General features: G+C 72.4%; 17 protein-coding genes. 10 read left to right on the forward strand and 7 right to left on the reverse strand.

The window, feature by feature from the left end; all coding sequences use genetic code 11:
• The first annotated feature begins 267 nt into the window (after positions 1 to 267).
• Positions 268 to 1,803, forward strand: coding sequence for an efflux transporter outer membrane subunit (locus FV227_RS23010; RefSeq protein ID WP_147726416.1), 1,536 nt, complete (start codon positions 268 to 270; stop codon positions 1,801 to 1,803).
• Positions 1,804 to 2,010: 207 nt separating this feature from the next.
• Here FV227_RS23010 and FV227_RS23015 read toward each other — a convergent pair whose 3' ends face one another.
• Genes FV227_RS23015 through FV227_RS23025 form a run of 3 tightly spaced genes read right to left on the reverse strand, consistent with a single transcriptional unit; the run spans position 2,011 to position 5,275 of the window.
• Positions 2,011 to 2,478, reverse strand: a complete 468-nt coding sequence (locus tag FV227_RS23015) for a secondary thiamine-phosphate synthase enzyme YjbQ (protein ID WP_147726417.1) — start codon at positions 2,476 to 2,478, stop codon at positions 2,011 to 2,013.
• Entirely contained in the window at positions 2,475 to 4,226 is a 1,752-nt protein-coding gene (locus FV227_RS23020; RefSeq protein ID WP_147726418.1) for a cisplatin damage response ATP-dependent DNA ligase, read from the reverse strand. Before FV227_RS23020 ends, FV227_RS23015 begins: the two co-directional genes overlap by 4 nt.
• The gene (locus tag FV227_RS23025) at positions 4,223 to 5,275 is read right to left on the reverse strand and encodes a ligase-associated DNA damage response exonuclease (RefSeq protein WP_147726419.1); all 1,053 of its coding nucleotides are present in this window, start codon (positions 5,273 to 5,275) and stop codon (positions 4,223 to 4,225) included. The genes FV227_RS23020 and FV227_RS23025 overlap by 4 nt, the downstream gene beginning before the upstream one ends.
• Positions 5,276 to 5,352: 77 nt before the next feature.
• On the opposite strand from FV227_RS23025, the gene FV227_RS23030 reads away from it, so the two are divergent.
• Together FV227_RS23030 and FV227_RS23035 are read left to right on the forward strand one after the other, a co-directional pair.
• Positions 5,353 to 6,300, forward strand: coding sequence for a methyltransferase domain-containing protein (locus FV227_RS23030; protein ID WP_147859999.1), 948 nt, complete (start codon positions 5,353 to 5,355; stop codon positions 6,298 to 6,300).
• 178 nt (positions 6,301 to 6,478) lie between these two features.
• Positions 6,479 to 7,246 (forward strand): YoaK family protein, encoded by a 768-nt coding sequence (locus tag FV227_RS23035; protein WP_147729555.1) that lies wholly within the window; start codon positions 6,479 to 6,481, stop codon positions 7,244 to 7,246.
• 46 nt (positions 7,247 to 7,292) lie between these two features.
• On the opposite strand, the gene arfB is transcribed toward FV227_RS23035, so the two are convergent.
• Together arfB and FV227_RS23045 are read right to left on the reverse strand one after the other, a co-directional pair.
• Positions 7,293 to 7,712 carry an alternative ribosome rescue aminoacyl-tRNA hydrolase ArfB gene (gene arfB, locus FV227_RS23040; RefSeq protein WP_147729556.1) on the reverse strand — a complete coding sequence of 140 codons (420 nt, stop codon included), beginning with the start codon at positions 7,710 to 7,712 and terminating at the stop codon, positions 7,293 to 7,295.
• An 18-nt stretch (positions 7,713 to 7,730) separates the two neighbouring features.
• Positions 7,731 to 8,015, reverse strand: a complete 285-nt coding sequence (locus FV227_RS23045) for a BolA family protein (protein WP_147860000.1) — start codon at positions 8,013 to 8,015, stop codon at positions 7,731 to 7,733.
• A 130-nt stretch (positions 8,016 to 8,145) separates the two neighbouring features.
• Between FV227_RS23045 and FV227_RS23050 the strand changes: the two genes are divergently transcribed.
• From FV227_RS23050 to cobT, 4 genes are all read left to right on the forward strand, one after another.
• Positions 8,146 to 8,808, forward strand: coding sequence for a DnaJ domain-containing protein (locus FV227_RS23050; protein ID WP_147860001.1), 663 nt, complete (start codon positions 8,146 to 8,148; stop codon positions 8,806 to 8,808).
• Positions 8,809 to 9,070: 262 nt separating this feature from the next.
• Complete coding sequence (gene cobS / locus FV227_RS23055) at positions 9,071 to 10,054, forward strand: cobaltochelatase subunit CobS (protein WP_147728552.1); 984 nt, start codon at positions 9,071 to 9,073, stop codon at positions 10,052 to 10,054.
• Positions 10,055 to 10,072: 18 nt separating this feature from the next.
• Complete coding sequence (locus FV227_RS23060) at positions 10,073 to 10,570, forward strand: DUF29 domain-containing protein (protein WP_246686590.1); 498 nt, start codon at positions 10,073 to 10,075, stop codon at positions 10,568 to 10,570.
• Between the two features lie 5 nt (positions 10,571 to 10,575).
• Positions 10,576 to 12,477: a cobaltochelatase subunit CobT gene (gene cobT / locus FV227_RS23065; RefSeq protein WP_147728550.1), complete on the forward strand. Its 1,902-nt coding sequence runs from the start codon at positions 10,576 to 10,578 to the stop codon at positions 12,475 to 12,477.
• A 4-nt stretch (positions 12,478 to 12,481) separates the two neighbouring features.
• On the opposite strand, the gene FV227_RS23070 is transcribed toward cobT, so the two are convergent.
• Together FV227_RS23070 and rpmB are read right to left on the reverse strand one after the other, a co-directional pair.
• Positions 12,482 to 13,243 (reverse strand): TraX family protein, encoded by a 762-nt coding sequence (locus FV227_RS23070; RefSeq protein WP_147728549.1) that lies wholly within the window; start codon positions 13,241 to 13,243, stop codon positions 12,482 to 12,484.
• 28 nt (positions 13,244 to 13,271) lie between these two features.
• On the reverse strand, positions 13,272 to 13,583 hold the full coding sequence (gene rpmB, locus FV227_RS23075) for a 50S ribosomal protein L28 (RefSeq protein WP_147728548.1): 312 nt from the start codon (positions 13,581 to 13,583) through the stop codon (positions 13,272 to 13,274).
• A 468-nt stretch (positions 13,584 to 14,051) separates the two neighbouring features.
• Here rpmB and FV227_RS23080 point away from each other — a divergent pair, with 468 nt between their 5' ends.
• The 3 genes from FV227_RS23080 to FV227_RS23090 form a co-directional block, all read left to right on the forward strand.
• Positions 14,052 to 14,930, forward strand: coding sequence for a DUF3108 domain-containing protein (locus FV227_RS23080; RefSeq protein WP_147729968.1), 879 nt, complete (start codon positions 14,052 to 14,054; stop codon positions 14,928 to 14,930).
• Positions 14,931 to 14,932: 2 nt separating this feature from the next.
• Positions 14,933 to 15,268 carry a hypothetical protein gene (locus tag FV227_RS23085; protein WP_147860002.1) on the forward strand — a complete coding sequence of 112 codons (336 nt, stop codon included), beginning with the start codon at positions 14,933 to 14,935 and terminating at the stop codon, positions 15,266 to 15,268.
• Positions 15,269 to 15,455: 187 nt separating this feature from the next.
• Positions 15,456 to 17,850: helicase-related protein (locus FV227_RS23090; protein WP_246688374.1), on the forward strand; the 2,395-nt coding region annotated here is incomplete at its 3' end.

Raw genomic sequence — 17,850 nt, forward strand, 5'->3', positions numbered from 1 at the left:
GGTGGGCCTCGCGTCAGCGAGGGTCGGGAGAGGGGAGAGCCATGTCCGGAGAGGTCGCTCCCCTCTCTCGACCCGCTTCGCGGGCCACCCTCCCCTGCAGAGGGGGGAGGGCAAAGCGCGCTCGTCCTCGCAGCCGTGGCGCCGGCACCACAACGCTCGGCCTCCCCGCCGGCGACGCCGCCCGCCGCATTGACTTGCGCCGCCCCCGCGGCGCTCTACCGGGCGGAGGATGGCGCCGTCGCGCGCGCGTCCCGCGTCGGAAGCGTCATGATCGAGACGGCCCTCAACCGCCGGTCCGCACGGGCCGTGGCCCTCGCCGCGAGCCTGGCCCTGTCGGGCTGCGCGGTCGGCCCGAACTACGTCGCGCCCGAGGACCCGCCGGTCGCGCGCTACACCCGCGAGCCGCTGGCGAACCCGAGCGCGGCCGACAAGGTCGCCACCCGGCAGGGCGGCTCGGCCGACCAGAGCTTCGTTTCCGGCGCCGACATCCCCGGCCAGTGGTGGACGCTGTTCCGCTCGAAGGCGCTGAACCGCCTCGTCGAGGAGGCGCTGGCCAACAACCCGAACCTGGAGGCGGCGCAGGCCTCCCTGCGCATCGCGCAGCAGAACGTGCTGGCCCAGAAGGGCACGCTCTACCCGTCCCTCTCGGCCAACCCGCAGGCGCTCGGCGCCAAGGCGCCGGGGCTCGACCTGCAATCGCCGCTGCAGAACCAGAACAACTACCTCTACAGCCTCTACACCCCGCAGGTGACGGTGGCCTTCAATCCCGACGTGTTCGGGCTCAACCGCCGCACCATCGAGGGCCTGGAAGCCACCGCCGAGAACCAGCGCTTCCAGCTCGAGGCGGCCTATCTCAGCCTCACCGCCAACGTCGTCGCCGCCGCGATCCAGGAAGCGGCACTGCGGGCGCAGATCGACGCGACCAAGCGGGTGATCCAGGCGCAGACCGAGGTGCTGACCCTCTACAACAAGCAGCTCTCGCTGGGGCAGATCGCCGGCGCCGACGTGATCCAGCAGCAGGCGGCCCTGTCGCTGTCGCAGCAGCTGCTGCCGCCGCTGGAGAAGCAGCTGGCGCAGCAGCGCAACCTCCTGACCGCGCTCGCCGGCCGGCTCCCGAGCGAGGAGGTGGCCGAGACCTTCACCCTCGCGGCCCTGCGCCTGCCGACGAAGGTGCCCGTCAGCCTGCCCTCGCGCCTGGTGCAGCAGCGGCCGGACGTGAAGGCCGCCGAGGCCCTGGTGCAGCAGGCCAGCGCCGGCATCGGCGTCGCGGTGGCGAACCGCCTGCCGCAATTCGCGATCACCGGCGCCGGCGGCTCGAGCGCGGTGCGGCTCGCGCAGATCGCCAACCCGGGCGCCGGGTTCTTCACCATCCTCGGCCAAGCCACCGCGCCGATCTTCGACGCCGGCACGCTCTATCGCCGCCAGCGCGCCTCCGAGGAGACGCTCACCCAGGCCCAGGCCCAGTACCGCGCGGTGGTGATCGCCGCGTTCCAGAACGTGGCCGACGCGCTGCGCGCGCTGCAGGCGGACGCCGGCGCGGTCGCCGCCGCCTCGGCCGCCGAGAAGGCCACCGGCCAGAGCCTCGAGCTGATCCGCAAGCAGTTCTCGGCCGGCGCCGTGAACTCGACCCAGGTGCTGATCGCCCAGCAGGGCTACCTCTCGGCGCTCGTCACCTCGGCCGGCGCGCGCGCGACGCAGTACGCCGACACCGCGGCCCTGTTCCAGGCGCTCGGCGGCGGCTGGTGGAACCGCGCCGACGTCGCCCCGCCCCCGCCCGAGACCGACCCGCTGAAGTTTCTCTAGGCGGCCTCGGCGCAGCCGCCGATCCGGAGCTTGGCGGACGCGCGAGGTGGCAGGGGCGATATCGGCATGGTGCCGTCATCGCCGGAGCCGCCTGCGATCGACATCACACCCACGCCGTCATTCCGGGACTGCGAAGCAGAGCCCGGAATGACGGAGCGGGCACGGTCATCCCCGCTCGAACAGACGGACGCGCGGGGCGATCCGCCCTCAAGCCCCCGCCACCGCCAGGACGATCTCCCGGCGGTGCGGCCGGTCGCGGTGCTCGATCAGGTACACGCCCTGCCAGGTGCCGAGGGCGAGGCGGCCGTCCAGCACGGGAATCGTCAGCGCGGAATCGGTGACCATCGTGCGGATGTGGGCGGGCATGTCGTCCGGCCCTTCCGCGCCGTGGACGTAGGCGACGTGGCGCGGGGCGAGACCGTCCAGCGCCGTCATCAGGTCGGCCTGCACGTCGGGGTCGGCGTTCTCCTGGATGGTCAGCGAGGCCGAGGTGTGCCGGCAGAACACCGTGGCGACGCCGTCGCGGACGCCGCTGCCGCGCACGAAGGCGGCAACCGCGTCCGTGAACTCGGTGAAGCCCGGCCCCGGCGTCGCGATCGTCAGCCGCGCGCCGGCCTGCCGCCGGATCTCGCCCGAAAACAGGGTCTCGACGGGTCCCACCGTGCCGCGCTTCATTCCGTCGTCTCCAGGGTCGTGCCCGGCATCGTCTCGCGCTCGCCCCGCGCCAGGATGCGTTCCAGAAGGTCGATCCGGTCGGCCTCGGCCGCCGGCTTGTCCCAGCGGATGCGGCTGACGCGGGGGAATCGCATCGCGACGCCCGACTTGTGCCGGGTCGAGCGTTGCACGCCCTCGAAGGCGATCTCCAGCACCAATCCGCCCTCCATCCCGTAGCCGACCTCGCGCACCGGGCCGAAGCGCTTGACCGTGTGGTTGCGGACGTAGCGGTCGAGCTTGGCCAGCTCGGCGTCGGTGAAGCCGTGATACGCCTTGCCCACCGGCACCAGCTCGGGGCCGCCCGCGCCGTCCCGCCACACCCCGAACGTGTAGTCGGAGTAGAACGACGAGCGCTTCCCGTGCCCGCGCTGGGCGTACATCATCACCGCGTCGACCAGATGCGGCTCGCGCTTCCACTTCCACCACGGGCCCTTGGGGCGGCCGGGCAGGTACGGGCTGTCGCGGCGCTTGAGCATCACGCCCTCGATCGCGTCGGCGTCGTCGCCCGCCCCGACCGCGGCCGGGTCGGCCCGCGCCGCCGCGAGATCGTCCCAGGTCGCGAACGGCACCAGCGGCGACACGTCGATGCGGGCGTGGTCGAGCGTCGCCACGAACGCCTCCAGCCGGGCGCGCCGCTCCAGGAAGCCGAGGGCCCGCAGGTCCTCTCCGTCGGCGGTCAGCAGGTCGTAGGCGCGCACATGGGCCGGGAACTCCTCCATCAGCTTGCCCGTCACCGCCTTGCGGTTGAGGCGCTGCTGCAGGACGTTGAAGCTCTGCACGCGGCCCTCGCGCAGGATCAGCAGCTCGCCGTCCAGCGTGCCGGTGAAGGTGACGGCCTCGGCGAGGTCGGGAAAGGCGCCGGAGATGTCCTCGCCGGTGCGCGAGTAGATCCGCGCCACCGGCTCGCCCGCCGCGTCGCGCCCGCCGACGAGCTGAACGCGGATGCCGTCCCACTTCCACTCGCCGGAGAAGTCGGCCGGGGCGAGCTTGTCGAAGTCGGTCTCCTCCTCGATCGGGTGCGACAGCATCGGCGGCCGGAACGGGGCCGGGTTCAGGGTCTCGGGCCGCGGGCCGCGCCCCTCCGCCCAGGCGAACAGGGTCTCGAACGGCGCCCTGAGCCCGTGCCAGACCTCCTCGACCGCGTCCGCCTCGTGGCCGCCGAGCGCGCCGACCGCGGTCTTGGTGAGCCGGGCCGAGACGCCGACGCGCAGGTTGCCGGTCACGAGCTTCAGGAGCGCCCAGCGCCCGGTCTCGTCCAGCGCGTCGAGCCAGGTCGCCAGGTGGCCGGGCAGGTCGGCCTTGCGGATGGTGGACAGGGTCTCGACCACCTCGGCGAGCGTCGGCACGTGCGGGGGCGGGTTGTTGTGGCCGGGGCCGGGCGCGCCGACCGCCCCCCCCTCCCGCTCGGAAGAGGGGGCCGGCGCTGCGTCCGCGACGGGCCCCGGCCAGATCAGCGCGGTCGTTTCGGCGAGGTCGCCGACGTAGTTGTGCGAGAGCCGGAACAGCACCGGGTCGATCCGGGCCTCGACGAGGCCGCGGATCAGCGCGGGCTTGGCCTCGCGAAAGCTCAGGGTGCCGGTCATCGCCGCGAGCGCGTAGCCGCGCTCCGGGTCGGGCGTGCGGGCGAAGTAATCCTGCAGCAGCCGCAGCTTGGCGTTGCGGCGCGGCTCGTAGGCCAGGCGGTCGAGGAGTTCGGCGAACTCGTTCACGCGGCGGCCTCTTCGGCTGCGTCCCCGGCGGCCGGCTCGGCCTCGCCGTCGTCGCCGTAGCCCAGCATGTGCAGCGGCTTGGCCTTGATCCCTTGGCTTCCGCACCAGTGCACCAGCGCGTCCTCCTGCCCGTGCGTCACCCAGACCTCGCCGGCCCCCGTCTCGCGGATGGTGCGGCAGAGATCCGGCCAGTCGGCGTGGTCGGAGATCACCAACGGCAGCTCGACGCCCTTCTGGCGGGCGCGGGCCCGCACCCGCATCCAGCCCGAGGCGAAGCTCGTGACGGGATCGGGGAATTTTCGCGACCACACGTCCTGGATCGACGAGGGCGGGCACAGCACGATGGCCCCCTTCAGGCTCGCCCGGTCGGCCGCCGCCACCTTGGGGGTCTCGCCGAGCGCGAAGCCCTCGCGCTTGTACAGCTCGGTCAGCTTCTCCATCGCCCCGTGCAGGTGGATCGGCCGATCGTAGCCGGCCTCGCGCAGAAGCATCATCACCCGCTGCGCCTTGCCGAGTGCGTAGGCGCCGACGATGTGGGCGCGCTCCGGGAACAGCGCCACGGAATCGAGGAGCTTGCGCACCTCCGCCGCGGTGTCGGGCATGCGGAACACCGGCAGGCCGAAGGTCGCCTCGGTGATGAACACGTCGCACGGCACCACCTCGAACGGCAGGCAGGTCGGGTCGCGCGCGCGCTTGTAGTCGCCCGACACCACGACGCGCACGCCCCCGGCCTCGATCGCGATCTGCGCCGAGCCGAGCACGTGGCCGGCGGGGGCGAACCGCACCGTCACGTCGCCGATGCGGATCGGCGCGCCGAGCGCCGCCTCCTGGCGCGCACGGCAGAAGTCCTCGCCGTAGCGCACCGCCATGATGCGCAGGGTCTCGCCGGTGGCCAGCACGCTGCCGTGGCCGGCTCGGGCGTGGTCGGCATGGCCGTGGCTGATCAGCGCCCGCTCGACCGGCCAGGTCGGGTCGACGTGGAAGCGCCCGAGCGGGCAGTACAGCCCCTCGCGGGTGAGGGTGAGAAGGTCGCCGGCGCGAAGCGTCATCGGTCCCGTGGTGACGGTGGATGGGATCGGGGGTGATATAGGGCGTCGTCCCGACGAGACCCGGATCGATCCCCACCATGTCCCAGACCGGCTCCGGCGACCTGCTGGCCGACCGCCGCTTCGCCTATGCCGAGGCGTGCCTGGCCGAGGGCGATTGCGTCGGCGCCGCCGAGATGGCGGAGCAGGCGCTCGAGCGCGCCCCGCGCTTCGCCGCCGCCTGGGTCCTGCTCGGGCGGGCCCGCGAGGCGCGCTACGCCGCCGGGGCCGCGGCCGGCACCGCCGAGCCGGGCCTGTTCCAGGCGGCGTTGCGCGCCTACGAGACCGCCCGCGACCTCGACCCCGAGGACACGCTCGGCATGCTCGTCCACCTCGCGCGCCTCGGTGGCGACGCGGCGCTGCCGGTCCTGTCGCCGGCCTATCTGCGCGCGCTGTTCGACGGCTATGCCGGACGCTTCGAGCGCCACCTCGTCGAGGGACTGGGCTATTGCGGCCCGGCGCTGCTCTGCGCGGCACTCGATGCGGACGGCCCCCGGCGATACCGCGACGCGATCGATCTCGGCTGCGGCACTGGCCTGATGGGCGCCGCGCTCGGCCCCCGCGTCGAACGGCTCACCGGCGTCGACCTCGCGCCGGCGATGCTGGCGCTCGCCCGGCGGAAGGGCATCTATGCCCGTCTCGTCGAGGCGGGGATCGACGGGTTCCTGTCCGAGGCGCCGGCGGCCTCCGCCGACCTCTGCGTCGCGGCCGACGTCTTCATCTACGTCGGCGCGCTCGAGGGCGTGCTCGCCGGGATCGCGCGGGTGCTGCGCCCGGGCGGGCGCGTCGCCTTCACGGTGCAGTCGCACGACGGCGCCGGCGTCGTGCTCGGGCCGGACGGGCGCTACGCCCACGCCGACGCCTGCATCGCGAAGGCCGCGGCCCAGGCCGGCCTCGCCGACCTCGCGCTCCGCCCGGCGGCGGTCCGGCGCGAGCGCGGCCACGACGTTCCCGGCCGAACGGTGATCGCAGTCAAACCCGAGACGTGACGCAGTTTAATCCCTGCGCCGCACAGCAACGTGAGGAAAAACACGCCGCCGTGATGAGCAGGTTGAACCTTGGCCGTGCTCGACCCTTTATAGCCGGCGATTCCGCCAAGGTCCGTTCAACGATCTGCGCCTTCCCGCGGGGGCGCGGGCGCGACCCACGACGCTTGCGAGGCATTCCATGGTGAACGAGAAGACCGCTCCCGGCGATCCGCCGGACAAGGCCTTCCCGGCGAGCGCGGCGACCCGCATCCCGCTCGCGATCGTGCTCGCGTTCCTGGCCGGCGCGACGGACTCGATCGGCTTCCTCGAGTTCTCGCAGCTGTTCATGTCGTTCATGTCCGGCAACACCACCCGCTTCGGCGTCGCCGTCGCCAACGCCGACTGGGAGAACACCGCCCGCGTCGTAACGGTGATCCTGGTGTTCTGCTTCGGCGCCTTCCTCGGGACGCTGATCGCCGCCTGGGTCGGCCGCTGGCGACTCTCGGTGCTGCTGACGATCGAAGCCGCGCTGCTGGCGCTCGGCCTGCTGATGCCCTGGGGCACCTTCGCCTTCCCGCTGCACGCCTACCCGATCGTGCTGGCGCTCGGCCTGCAGAACGCGATCCTCCAGGACGAGGGCGGCCGCAGCATCGCGCTCACCTACGTCACCGGCGCGGTGGTCCGCTTCGGCACCGGCATGGCCAACCTGATCCTCGGGACGGTCGCGTCCTCGTTCTGGATCCAGGCGCCGCTCTGGGCCGGGCTCTCCTCCGGCGCGGTCGTCGGCGGCCTGCTGCAGATTCGCTACGGCGAGACCGCCTTCCTGTTCCCGGCGGCGCTCGCCGCCCTGCTCGCCGTGGTCGCGGTGATCCTGACGATCGCCAAGCCCGGCAGCACGCTGGTCGCCGGCTCCTCGCCGGCCCCCGACGCCAGCCCCGACGCGAAGGCGATCGACGCGATCCACTGATCGCCCACTCTTCCCCTCCCCCTCTGCGGGGGAAGGAAAGAAACGCTCAATCCACCGGCGCCCCACGCAGGCGCTTGGTCGCGCCGCGCTGGGTCTTGGCCTCGAGCCGGCGCTTCTTCGAGGCGAGGGTCGGGCGCGTGGCCCGGCGCGGCACCGGGGGCACCGCGGCTTCGGCGACGAGCTTGGCCAGCCGCTCGCGGGCATCGGCGCGGTTGCGCTCCTGCGTGCGGAACTGCTGGGCGCTGATCACCAGGACGCCGTCGGCGGTGAGCCGGCGCCCGGCGAGCCGCATCAGCCGCACCGCGACCGCGTCCGGGAGCGCAGCGGAGCGACGCACGTCGAAGCGCAGCTGCACCGCGGTCGAGAGCTTGTTGACGTTCTGGCCGCCGGGACCCGACGCCCGCACGAAGGTCTCGTGCAGCTCCGCCTCGTCGATGGCGATCTGGGGCGTGCAGACCAGGGCCACGGCCCCCTCCCCTCCGGCTCAGCCGGCTTCCGCCGGGGTGCGCGCCTTCACGGCCAGCGCATGGAGGCCGCGCGCGAACGCATCGGCCATCAGCGCGTTGACGACGCGGTGACGGTCGACGCGGCTCTTCCCCTCGAAGGCGGCCGAGACCACATCGATGCGAAAGTGCGTCTCGCCCCCCGGCCGCGCGCCGGAATGGCCGGCATGCAGGTGGGATTCGTCCACCACCGAGAGGCGCGCGGGCGCGAGTTCCGCCGCCAGCTTACCCTCGATCCAGTCCCGCAGCGTCGCTGTCTCGGTCATCCGCCCGTCCCTCGTCTCACCCGAACAGCCGCGTCACCAAGCGGCCGGGCCGTCAAGCCCGTTCGCCCGCATGCGTCATCAGGCCCGGCGCCCTTGTGTCTCGGGTCCGCCCCCTCATAATCGCCCCGTCATGGATCTCAACTCGCCCCTGTTCGACAGCATCCGCATCCGGCGCACCTGCGACGAGCCGAAGACCGCGGCCGGCAAGACCGCCGGCGGGAAGACCGCGAGCGGCAAGCCCGCCGGCACCTGCGAGGCGGAGGGCTGCACCCATGCGGGCCTGTTCCGTGCGCCCAAGGGCCGCCGCGCCGAAGGGCAGTACTGGAACTTCTGCATCGACCATGTGAAGGCCTACAACGCCACGTACAACTACTTCGACGGCATGAACGACGACGCCGTCCAGGCCTTCCAGAAGGACGCGATCATCGGCCACCGCCCGACCTGGGCGATGGGCGTCAACCGCCCGGCGAGCGCCAAGGCGGCCGACGCGCCGCCGCGCGACTGGGCCTATGTCGACCCGCTCGGCGTGCTGCGCGCCGAGGGCGTCGGCGGCGCCCGCGGGCGGCAGGCCCCGGCCGAGCCCGCGCGCCCGAAGCTCTCGGCGACCGTGCGCCGGGCGCTCGACGTGCTCGGCCTCGAGGAAGGCGCCGACACCGCCGCGATCAAGGCGCAGTACAAGTCCCTGGTGAAGCGCTTCCACCCCGACGCCAACGGCGGCGACCGCTCGTTCGAGGAGCGCCTGCGCGACATCATCCGGGCGCACGACGTGCTGCGCGCGGCCGGGCTCTGCTGAGGCGGCTCGGCACGATCGATGCAAAGTCGACCGTCGCGCCGTCGTCGGCGGCTTTCGCGCGCGGACGACCGGCAATTTTCGATTGCAGGCCTATATGGGGGTCTTGCACCCGATCCGGCCCGTCTGTGGCGCCCCGGCGCGACGACGTTTAAGGAAGGGCCTGCATCCCGGCAGCGACTGGCCGGCGAGGCGAGGCCCGAGACAAGTTCCGCGCGGCTTTCGATCCGATGCCCTTCGGAAGACCGCCCCTACGAGGTTCCGTATGCTCTCTGACGACAAGCCCGCCATGCTCCCCGACCGCACCGTCTCCGTCCGCGCCACCTTCGGCATCGACATCGACCTCGAGGTTCCCGCGTTCGCCGAGACCAGCGAGCACGTGCCGGATCTCGATGCGGACTACATCTTCGACCGCGAGACGACGCTGGCGATCCTGGCGGGCTTCGCGCGCAACCGCCGCGTCATGGTCACCGGCTATCACGGCACCGGCAAGTCGACCCATATCGAGCAGGTCGCCGCCCGGCTGAACTGGCCCTGCGTGCGGATCAACCTCGACAGCCACGTCTCGCGCATCGACCTCGTCGGCAAGGACGCGATCGTGCTGCAGGACGGCAAGCAGATCACCGCCTTCCAGGACGGGATCCTGCCCTGGGCGCTGCAGAACAACGTCGCGCTGGTCTTCGACGAGTACGATGCCGGACGGCCCGACGTGATGTTCGTGATCCAGCGCGTGCTGGAGCTCTCCGGCCGCCTGACGCTGCTCGACCAGAAGCGGGTCATCCGCCCGCACCCGGCCTTCCGGCTGTTCGCCACCGCCAACACGGTGGGCCTCGGCGACACCTCGGGCCTCTATCACGGCACCCAGCAGATCAACCAGGGCCAGATGGACCGCTGGTCGATCGTCACCACCCTGAACTACCTGCCGCACGACCGCGAGGTCGACATCGTGCTGTCGAAGGCGCTGCACTACAAGGGCGACCCCGGCCGCGACATCGTCAGCCGCATGGTCCGCGTCGCCGACCTGACCCGCAACGCCTTCATGAACGGCGACCTCTCGACGGTGATGAGCCCGCGCACGGTGATCACCTGGGCCGAAAACGCCGACATCTTCCGCGACATCGGCTTCGCCTTCCGGGTCACCTTCCTCAACAAGTGCGACGAGCTGGAGCGGACGCTGGTCGCCGAGTTCTACCAGCGCGCCTTCGGCAAGGAGCTGCCCGAGAGCGCGATGAACGTCGCGCTGAGCTGATCGACGATGGAGGAATCGATGGCGCAGGTTGCTTCGGGCCCGGAGACGGAGCCAGCCGGCTTCGCGTCGCCGCGCGCGGGTACGCGCCACGAAGCTGACCTCTACACGTGGGTGCAGGAGCAAGTGGCCCACCTTCGCGCTGGCCGGGTCGAGGTTCTCGATCTCGACAACATCGCTGAGGAACTGAGCGACGTGGGTTCGGAGCAGTACGATAAGCTAGAGAGCGCGATCGAGGTCCTGCTCGCCCATGCCCTGAAGTGGGACTTCCAGCCGGAACGCCAGAGCAGGAGCTGGGCGTTGACCATCGCGGAGCAGCGCCTGCGGATCGAGAGGCAGTTGCGCAAGAACCCCGGCCTGAAGTCGCGCATCGCGGAGGCGGTCACCGACGGATTCCGGACCGGCAGGCTTCGGGCTGCGCGCGAGATGCGTCGCTCGCTCGAGACCCTCCCCACCGACAATCCCTACGCCTGGGACGACATCCTGAACCGCCCCTTCGAACTCGACGCCGACCGGTAGCACCCATGTCCATCTCCAACCGCAAGCCGGGCGAGCGCCGCGAGCCGGTCGCCGAGCCCCTGAAGCGCTCGGTCGCCGGGTGCCTGCGCGCCATCGCCAAGCGCTCCGAGGTCGAGGTCACCTACGCCACCGACCGGCCGGCGCTGACCGGCGACAAGGCGCGCCTGCCCGAGCCGCCGCGCAAGCTCACGGTCGGGGACGTCGCGGTGCTCCGCGGCAACGCCGACGCCATGGCCCTGCGCCTGGGCTGCCACGACATCGCCGTCCACCGCCGGCTCGCGCCCGAGAATTCCGCGGCGCGCGCGGTGTTCGACGCGGTCGAGCAGGCCCGCGTCGAGGCGATCGGCTCGCGGCGGATGTCGGGCGTCGCCACCAACATCTCCGCGATGCTGGAGGACCGCTACCACCGCGGCGGCAAGTACGAGACCATCACCGACCGCGCCGATGCGCCGATGGAGGATGCCGTCGCGCTGATGGTGCGCGAGCGCCTGACCGGCCAGAAGCCGCCGGAGGCCGCCAAGCGCATCGTCGAGCTGTGGCGCGCGCACATCGAGGACAAGGCCGGCCCGAACCTCGACGGGCTGATCGGCTCGATCGAGGACCAGCGCGGGTTCGGCCGCTCGGTGCGCGAGTTGCTCTCCTCCCTCGACATGGCCGACGAGACCCCGTTCGACCCCGAGGACGACGAGAACGACGACGAGAACGAGGCCCAGGACGACGAGCAGACCCCGAGCGAGGGCGATGCCGAGGAGCAGAGCCAGGGCGACCGCGCCGAGGTCGAGACCTCGGAGGAGGCCTCCGACGACATCGAGGAAGGCGCGCAGGAGGCGGCCGACGCGCCGTCCGGCGAGCTTCCCGAGGAATCCGAGGACGCGGAATCGGATGAAGCCTCCGAATCCTGGCGGCCGCCGTCGAAGGTCGCCAACGAGCTGCGCGGGCCGGACTACCGGGTGTTCAATCCGAGGTTCGACGAGGTGATCCACGCCGAGGACCTGTGCGACGCCGAGGAGCTGGCGCGGCTGCGCAGCTACCTCGACAAGCAGCTGTCGCATCTCCAGGGCGTGGTCGGGCGGCTGGCCAACCGCCTCCAGCGCCGGCTGCTGGCGCAGCAGAACCGCGCCTGGGACTTCGACCTCGAAGAGGGCCAGATCGACCCGGCGCGCCTCGTGCGCGTGGTCATCGACCCGTTCCAGCCGCTGTCCTTCAAGCAGGAGAAGGACACGAACTTCCGCGACACCGTGGTGACGCTGCTGCTCGACAATTCCGGCTCGATGCGGGGGCGCCCGATCACCGTCGCCGCGACCTGCGCCGACATCCTGGCCCGCACCCTCGAGCGCTGCGGCGTGAAGGTCGAGATCCTGGGCTTCACCACCCGCGCCTGGAAGGGCGGCCAGTCGCGCGAGGCGTGGCTCGCCGCCGGCAAGCCGAACGCGCCGGGCCGCCTCAACGACCTGCGCCACATCGTCTACAAGAGCGCCGACGCGCCCTGGCGCCGGGCGCGCAAGAATCTCGGGCTGATGATGCGCGAGGGCCTGCTCAAGGAGAACATCGACGGCGAGGCGCTGGACTGGGCGCACAAGCGCATCCTGGCCCGGCCCGAGCAGCGCAAGATCCTGATGGTGATCTCGGACGGCGCGCCGGTCGACGACTCGACGCTGTCGGTCAACGCCGGCAACTATCTCGAGCGCCACCTGCGCTGGATGATCGAGGAGATCGAGCAGCGCTCGCCGGTGGAGCTGCTGGCCATCGGCATCGGCCACGACGTGACCCGCTACTACCGTCGCGCGGTCACGATCATCGACGCCGAGGAGCTCGGCGGCGCGATGACGGAAAAGCTCGCCGAGCTGTTCGAGGAGGATGCCGGCGGCCGCGCCCCGATGCGCGCCGCCGGCGGACGCCGGCGCTGACGCCTCAGGCCAGCGCCCGCAGGGCGATCAGCACGGCGAGGTGCCCCGGGTAGAACGCCTGCAGCGCGTAGGGCGGCAGGAAGCGCGGTCGGCCGCGCAGCCGGAGGGCGGCGAGCAGGACCAGCGGGACGCCGACGCCGATCGTCGCGGCGTCGGCGAGCGCCGAGAGGGACGCGGCCTCGCCCCGCGGGTGCCAGCCGTGCCAGTTCAGCCCGACGATCGCGGCGACGAGCCAGGCGCCGTAGGCGCGCGGTTCGCGGAGCGCCAGAAGGATCGCCGCCGGCAGCAGGATGCCGGCCAGGCCGAAATCCACCGCCGTCTTGGCGAGCGCGGGGGCGAGGAACACCACGGCGAGGCCGAGCGCCAGGGCCGCGTGGCGCAGCGGAGGGCGTCCCCTCTCGAGCGCGGTCGCGAACGCGATGCCCGTCGCCAGGGTGAACAGGATCGACCCCTCGGTCGTGCCGAAGGGGAAGGCGGCGGCGTAGATCGCCTGCGTCGGCACCGCGAGGGCGAGCAGCGCCAGCCCGTAGCGGCCGGGATCGGCGCCGCGCAGGATGTGCAGCACGGACACCACGCAGAACAGCGGGAAGGCGATCCGCCCGAGCCGCCACAGGGCGACGGCGTGGCCGTCGAGCAGGATTGTGTCGACGTGGTCGCCGACCATCAGCACGGCGGCGGCCCCCTTGATCGCGTCGAGGGGCGCGCCGGCGAACGACGCGGCGGGCACGAAAAAACCGCCGGCATGGGGGTCCATGCGGCGGTTCATGATCTCACATCGCCCGGAGGCGACCGCTTCAGGCAGCGACGGCGTCCGGAGCCGCGGTCTCGCCGAGCTTCTTGTGGATCTCGCGCTTGAGGAGCTTGGCCGTCTGCGACAGCTCGACCTCGTGCGCCTTCACGAGGAAGGCGTCGAGGCCGCCGCGGTGCTCGACCGAGCGGAGCGCGTGCGCGGTGACGCGCAGGCGCACGCGGCGGTTCAGCGCGTCCGAGGTCAGCGTGACGTTGCAAAGGTTCGGCAGGAACCGGCACTTCGTCTTGCGGTTCGAATGGCTCACGAGGTGGCCGACCTGAACGGCCTTGCCGGTGAGTTCGCAGCGGCGTGCCATGATAACGCTATCCTGTCTCGTTCCTGGGCGATGCGGACCCGCCCTCCCGGGCCGGATGCGCCGCCTGCGCGGCCCCACCCGAACGTCGTTCCAGGTCTCGCGCAGTCGTGTCTGAGTGGCGGCCTATAGGCGAGACGGCCCGGGACCGTCAAGGCAAAACCCGACCGGGCGCCCGGATTGGGGGCGCGTGCGGACGCGCACGACGCCGCCGGCGTCGCGGCGCGTGCCGTCGCCCGGTCGATATGAGCACGGAACGGCCGAGGGTCCAAGCGCGGGGGCGGGAAGGTTTGCGCGGGCGACGCCGCCTCGGCCCTGCGGCGACCCGCCGGCCCGGCAGCCAGGAGCCCTGGGCGCGCGCGGAACGGCCTGTTAACCATGCGGCTCGGATAACCGTCGCCTGGGCAGCCCCGGGGCTCCGCGTCGTCGGGGCCGGTGCCCGGACGACCTCGTGAGGATGCGATTCGGACCATGAGCGCCCGCCCCCACCGCAGCGCCTTCCCACTGATGCGCCTCGTTCTCGCCGCCGCCCTCGGCGCCGGCGCCCTCTCGCCGGCCGAGGCGCGGGAGCGCAAGGCCGCGCCCGCCAGCATCGCCGTCGATTACGGCATCGCGCTCGCCGGCCTGTCGATCGGCACCGCGCGGCTCGCCGGCACCTTCGAGAACGCGAAGTACCGCGTCGACGTCTCGGCGACGCTGACCGGTCTCGTCGGCGCGATCACCGGCGGCCAGGGCTCGGCCCGCTCCGCCGGGATCATCGCCGCCGCGCCGCAGCCCAACACCTTCTCGATCGCGACGCGGACCGCCAATTCGGGGATCGCCGTGCGCATGGCGCTCGCCCACGGCAACGTCACCCAGTCCGAGGTCACGCCGCCGCTGGTCGACATGGACGACCGCGTGCCGGTGACGCCCGCCAACAAGCGCGGGATCATGGACCCGGCCAGCGCCCTGCTGATGCCGGCCCAGGCCTCCGGCGACCTGACCAACCCGGACAATTGCAACCGCACGCTGCCGGTCTTCGACGGCGCGACCCGCTTCAACGTGGTCCTGAGCTACGGCGAGACCCGGGCGGTGGAGAAGCCGGGCTATTCCGGCCCGGTGCTGGTCTGCAACGCCCGCTACCAGGCGGTCGCCGGCCACCGGCCGGACCGGCCCGGGGTGCGCTTCATGGAGGAGAACCGCGACATGTCGGTCTGGCTCGCGCCGGTCGAGGGCACGCGGATGCTGGTGCCGATGCGCATCTCGGTGCGCACCACGGTGGGCACCAACATCATCGAGGCGACCCGCTGGGTGCGCGGCACGGCCACCGCCGAGGCGCCGGCCACGACCGGCAGCCTCGCGAGCCGCTGAGGATGCGCGGCGCCGCGCTCGCGACGATCCTGGCGGCCTTCGCGCTGCCCGCATCCGGGCCGCGCCCGGCCGCGGCCGCGCCGCTGGAGGCCGGTGCCAGCCCCTGCGGCGGAAACGCCTACTCCTCGGCCGAGGTGACGGAGGGTCGCGGACGGCGGAGCGGGCCGCTCACCGCCGTGCCGGACACGCTCTGCGCCGACATCGAGACCGGGCAGCCGCCGACGCGGATCGAGCTCTACGGCATCCCGGATCGCGACGGATCGGCTTACGGCCTTGGCGGAGCGCCCGGAAGCGCCCCATATGAGCGCTCGTTCCGGCGCCGGCCGTCGGCCGACTGACGATCTCGCCCTTCCGGGGCGGGGCCCGTCGCCACCCGGCGTCCCGCGCCGTGCGGCTCCCAGCGCCGAAGGGATTGCTCCGATCCTCCAGCACCGCCGCTCCCTTCCGCCCTCGGCCCGCGCGCGCGGGGTCACGGCGGTGCTGGGGCCGACCAACACCGGCAAGACGCACCTGGCGATCGAGCGCATGCTGGCCCATCCCACCGGGATGATCGGCCTGCCGCTGCGGCTGCTCGCCCGCGAGGTCTACCTGCGGGTCGTGGCCCGCGTCGGCGTCGACAAGGTCGCGCTGGTCACCGGCGAGGAGAAGATCAAGCCGGACCGGCCGCGCTACTGGATCTCCACCATCGAGGCGATGCCGCGCGACCTCGACGTCGCCTTCGTGGCGATCGACGAGATTCAGCTCTCCGCCGACATGGACCGCGGCCACGTCTTCACCGACCGCCTGCTGAACCAGCGCGGCCGCGAGGAGACCCTGCTGATCGGCTCCTCGACGATCCTGCCTCTGGTGCGGGCGCTGATCCCCAACGTCCACACCACCACGCGCCCGCGCCTGTCGACGCTGACCTATGCCGGCGAGAAGAAGCTCGGGCGGATGCCCCGGCGCACCGCGATCGTCGCGTTCTCGGCCGAGGAGGTCTACGCCATCGCCGAGCTGATCCGGCGCCAGCGCGGCGGCGCCGCCGTGGTGCTCGGCGCGCTCTCGCCGCGCACCCGCAACGCGCAGGTCGAGCTCTACCAGTCCGGCGACGTCGACTATCTCGTCGCCACCGACGCCGTCGGGATGGGCCTCAACCTCGACGTCGACCACGTCGCCTTCGCCGCCACCTGGAAGTACGACGGGACCCGCTTCCGCAAGCTGACGCCCGCCGAGCTCGGGCAGATCGCGGGCCGCGCCGGGCGCCACCTCTCGGACGGCACCTTCGGCTCGACCGGGCGCTGCCGCCCGTTCGAGCCCGAGATGATCGAGCGGCTGGAGAACCACGATTTCGACCCCTTGCGCATCCTGCAATGGCGCAACCCGGACCTCGACTACGGCTCCCTCGAGGCGCTGCAGGCGAGCCTCGACGTGCATCCGAGCGAGCCCGGCCTGACGCGGGCGCCGATGGGCGAGGACCAGCAGGCCCTCGAGATCCTGATGAAGGAGGACGACATCCGCGACCTGTCGCGGAGCCAGTCCGCGGTGCGCCGCCTGTGGGACGTCTGCGGCGTGCCGGACTACCGCAAGGTCCACCCGCAGGTGCATGCCGACCTGGTGGCCGAGCTCTACCGCTTCCTGATGAAGGGCATGGCCGGTCGCATCCCCGACACCTGGTTCGCCGAGCAGGTGGCGATGATCGACCGCACCGACGGCGACATCGAGACCCTGTCGCGCCGGATCGCCCACGGGCGCACCTGGACCTTCGTCGCCAACCGCCCCGATTGGCTTCGCGATCCGGAACATTGGCAGGGCGAGACGCGTCGGGTAGAGGACAGGCTGTCCGACGCCCTGCACGAACGCCTCGCGAGCCGCTTCGTCGATCGGCGCACCAGCGTCCTGATGCGGCGCCTGAGAGAGAACACGATGCTCGAAGCCCAGATTACCCCCGACGGTGACGTGACCGTCGAGGGTCAACATGTCGGCCACCTCCACGGCTTCCTGTTCGTGCCCGATGCCAGCGCCGAGGGCCACGAGGCCAAGACGCTCCGCAGCGCCGCCGAGAAGGGCCTCGCCGGCGAGATCGAGGCCCGCGCCGAGCGCTTCGCCGCAGCCGCCGACGCCTCGCTGGTGCTGAGCCACGACGGCGTGATCCGCTGGACCGGCGCTCCGGTGGCCAAGCTCGCCCCCGGCGACAAGATCTTCGCGCCCCAGATCCGCCTGCTCGCCGACGAGGCGCTCGCCGGCCCCGCCCGCGAGAAGGTGGTGGCGCGCCTCGACGCCTGGCTGAAGGCGCACGTGACGCGCCTGCTCGGCCCGCTGATCGAGATCGAGACCGCCGCCGACCTGACGGGCCTCGCCAAGGGCATCGGCTTCCAGGTCGTCGAGGCGCTCGGCGTGCTGGAGCGCGCCCGCGTGGCGCAGGAGATGCGCACGCTCGACCAGGACGGCCGCGGCGCGCTGCGCCGGCACGGCGTCCGCTTCGGCGCCTACCACCTGTTCCTGCCGGCCCTGCTCAAGCCGGCGCCGCGGACGCTGGCCGCCCAGCTCTGGGCCCTGCAGAACGGCGGCCTCGAGCAGCGCGGCCTCGACGAGATCGGGCATCTCGCCGGCTCCGGCCGCACCTCGATCAAGGTCGATCCCGAGATCGCCAAGGGGCTCTATCGCGCCGCCGGCTTCCGCGTCTGCGGCGGGCGCGCCGTGCGCGTGGACATCCTCGAGCGGCTCGCCGACCTGATCCGCCCCGCGGTCGCCTACCGCCCCGGCACCACGCCCGGCGCGCCGCCCCCCGGCACCGCGGACAAGGACGGGTTCGTCGCCACCGTCGGCATGACCTCGCTGGTCGGCTGCTCGGGCGAGGACTTCGCCTCGATCCTGACCTCGCTGGGCTACGCCGCCGAGACCCGGCCCGGCCCAGCGATCACGGTGCCGCTGCTGCCCGCCG

It is taken from the genome of Methylobacterium sp. WL119, from assembly GCF_008039875.1.
Lineage (GTDB): Bacteria > Pseudomonadota > Alphaproteobacteria > Rhizobiales > Beijerinckiaceae > Methylobacterium.

Bases quoted from the DNA above. Each gene is read 5' to 3' on its own strand.
- FV227_RS23010 (WP_147726416.1), top strand. From the start codon at position 268: ATGATCGAGACGGCCCTCAACCGCCGGTCCGCACGGGCCGTGGCCCTC.
- FV227_RS23015 (WP_147726417.1), bottom strand. From the start codon at position 2,478: ATGAAGCGCGGCACGGTGGGACCCGTCGAGACCCTGTTTTCGGGCGAG.
- FV227_RS23025 (WP_147726419.1), bottom strand. From the start codon at position 5,275: ATGACGCTTCGCGCCGGCGACCTTCTCACCCTCACCCGCGAGGGGCTG.
- FV227_RS23030 (WP_147859999.1), top strand. From the start codon at position 5,353: ATGTCCCAGACCGGCTCCGGCGACCTGCTGGCCGACCGCCGCTTCGCC.
- FV227_RS23035 (WP_147729555.1), top strand. From the start codon at position 6,479: ATGGTGAACGAGAAGACCGCTCCCGGCGATCCGCCGGACAAGGCCTTC.
- FV227_RS23045 (WP_147860000.1), bottom strand. From the start codon at position 8,015: ATGACCGAGACAGCGACGCTGCGGGACTGGATCGAGGGTAAGCTGGCG.
- FV227_RS23050 (WP_147860001.1), top strand. From the start codon at position 8,146: ATGGATCTCAACTCGCCCCTGTTCGACAGCATCCGCATCCGGCGCACC.
- cobS (WP_147728552.1), top strand. From the start codon at position 9,071: ATGCTCTCTGACGACAAGCCCGCCATGCTCCCCGACCGCACCGTCTCC.
- FV227_RS23060 (WP_246686590.1), top strand. From the start codon at position 10,073: ATGGCGCAGGTTGCTTCGGGCCCGGAGACGGAGCCAGCCGGCTTCGCG.
- cobT (WP_147728550.1), top strand. From the start codon at position 10,576: ATGTCCATCTCCAACCGCAAGCCGGGCGAGCGCCGCGAGCCGGTCGCC.
- FV227_RS23070 (WP_147728549.1), bottom strand. From the start codon at position 13,243: ATGAACCGCCGCATGGACCCCCATGCCGGCGGTTTTTTCGTGCCCGCC.
- rpmB (WP_147728548.1), bottom strand. From the start codon at position 13,583: ATGGCACGCCGCTGCGAACTCACCGGCAAGGCCGTTCAGGTCGGCCAC.
- FV227_RS23080 (WP_147729968.1), top strand. From the start codon at position 14,052: ATGAGCGCCCGCCCCCACCGCAGCGCCTTCCCACTGATGCGCCTCGTT.
- FV227_RS23085 (WP_147860002.1), top strand. From the start codon at position 14,933: ATGCGCGGCGCCGCGCTCGCGACGATCCTGGCGGCCTTCGCGCTGCCC.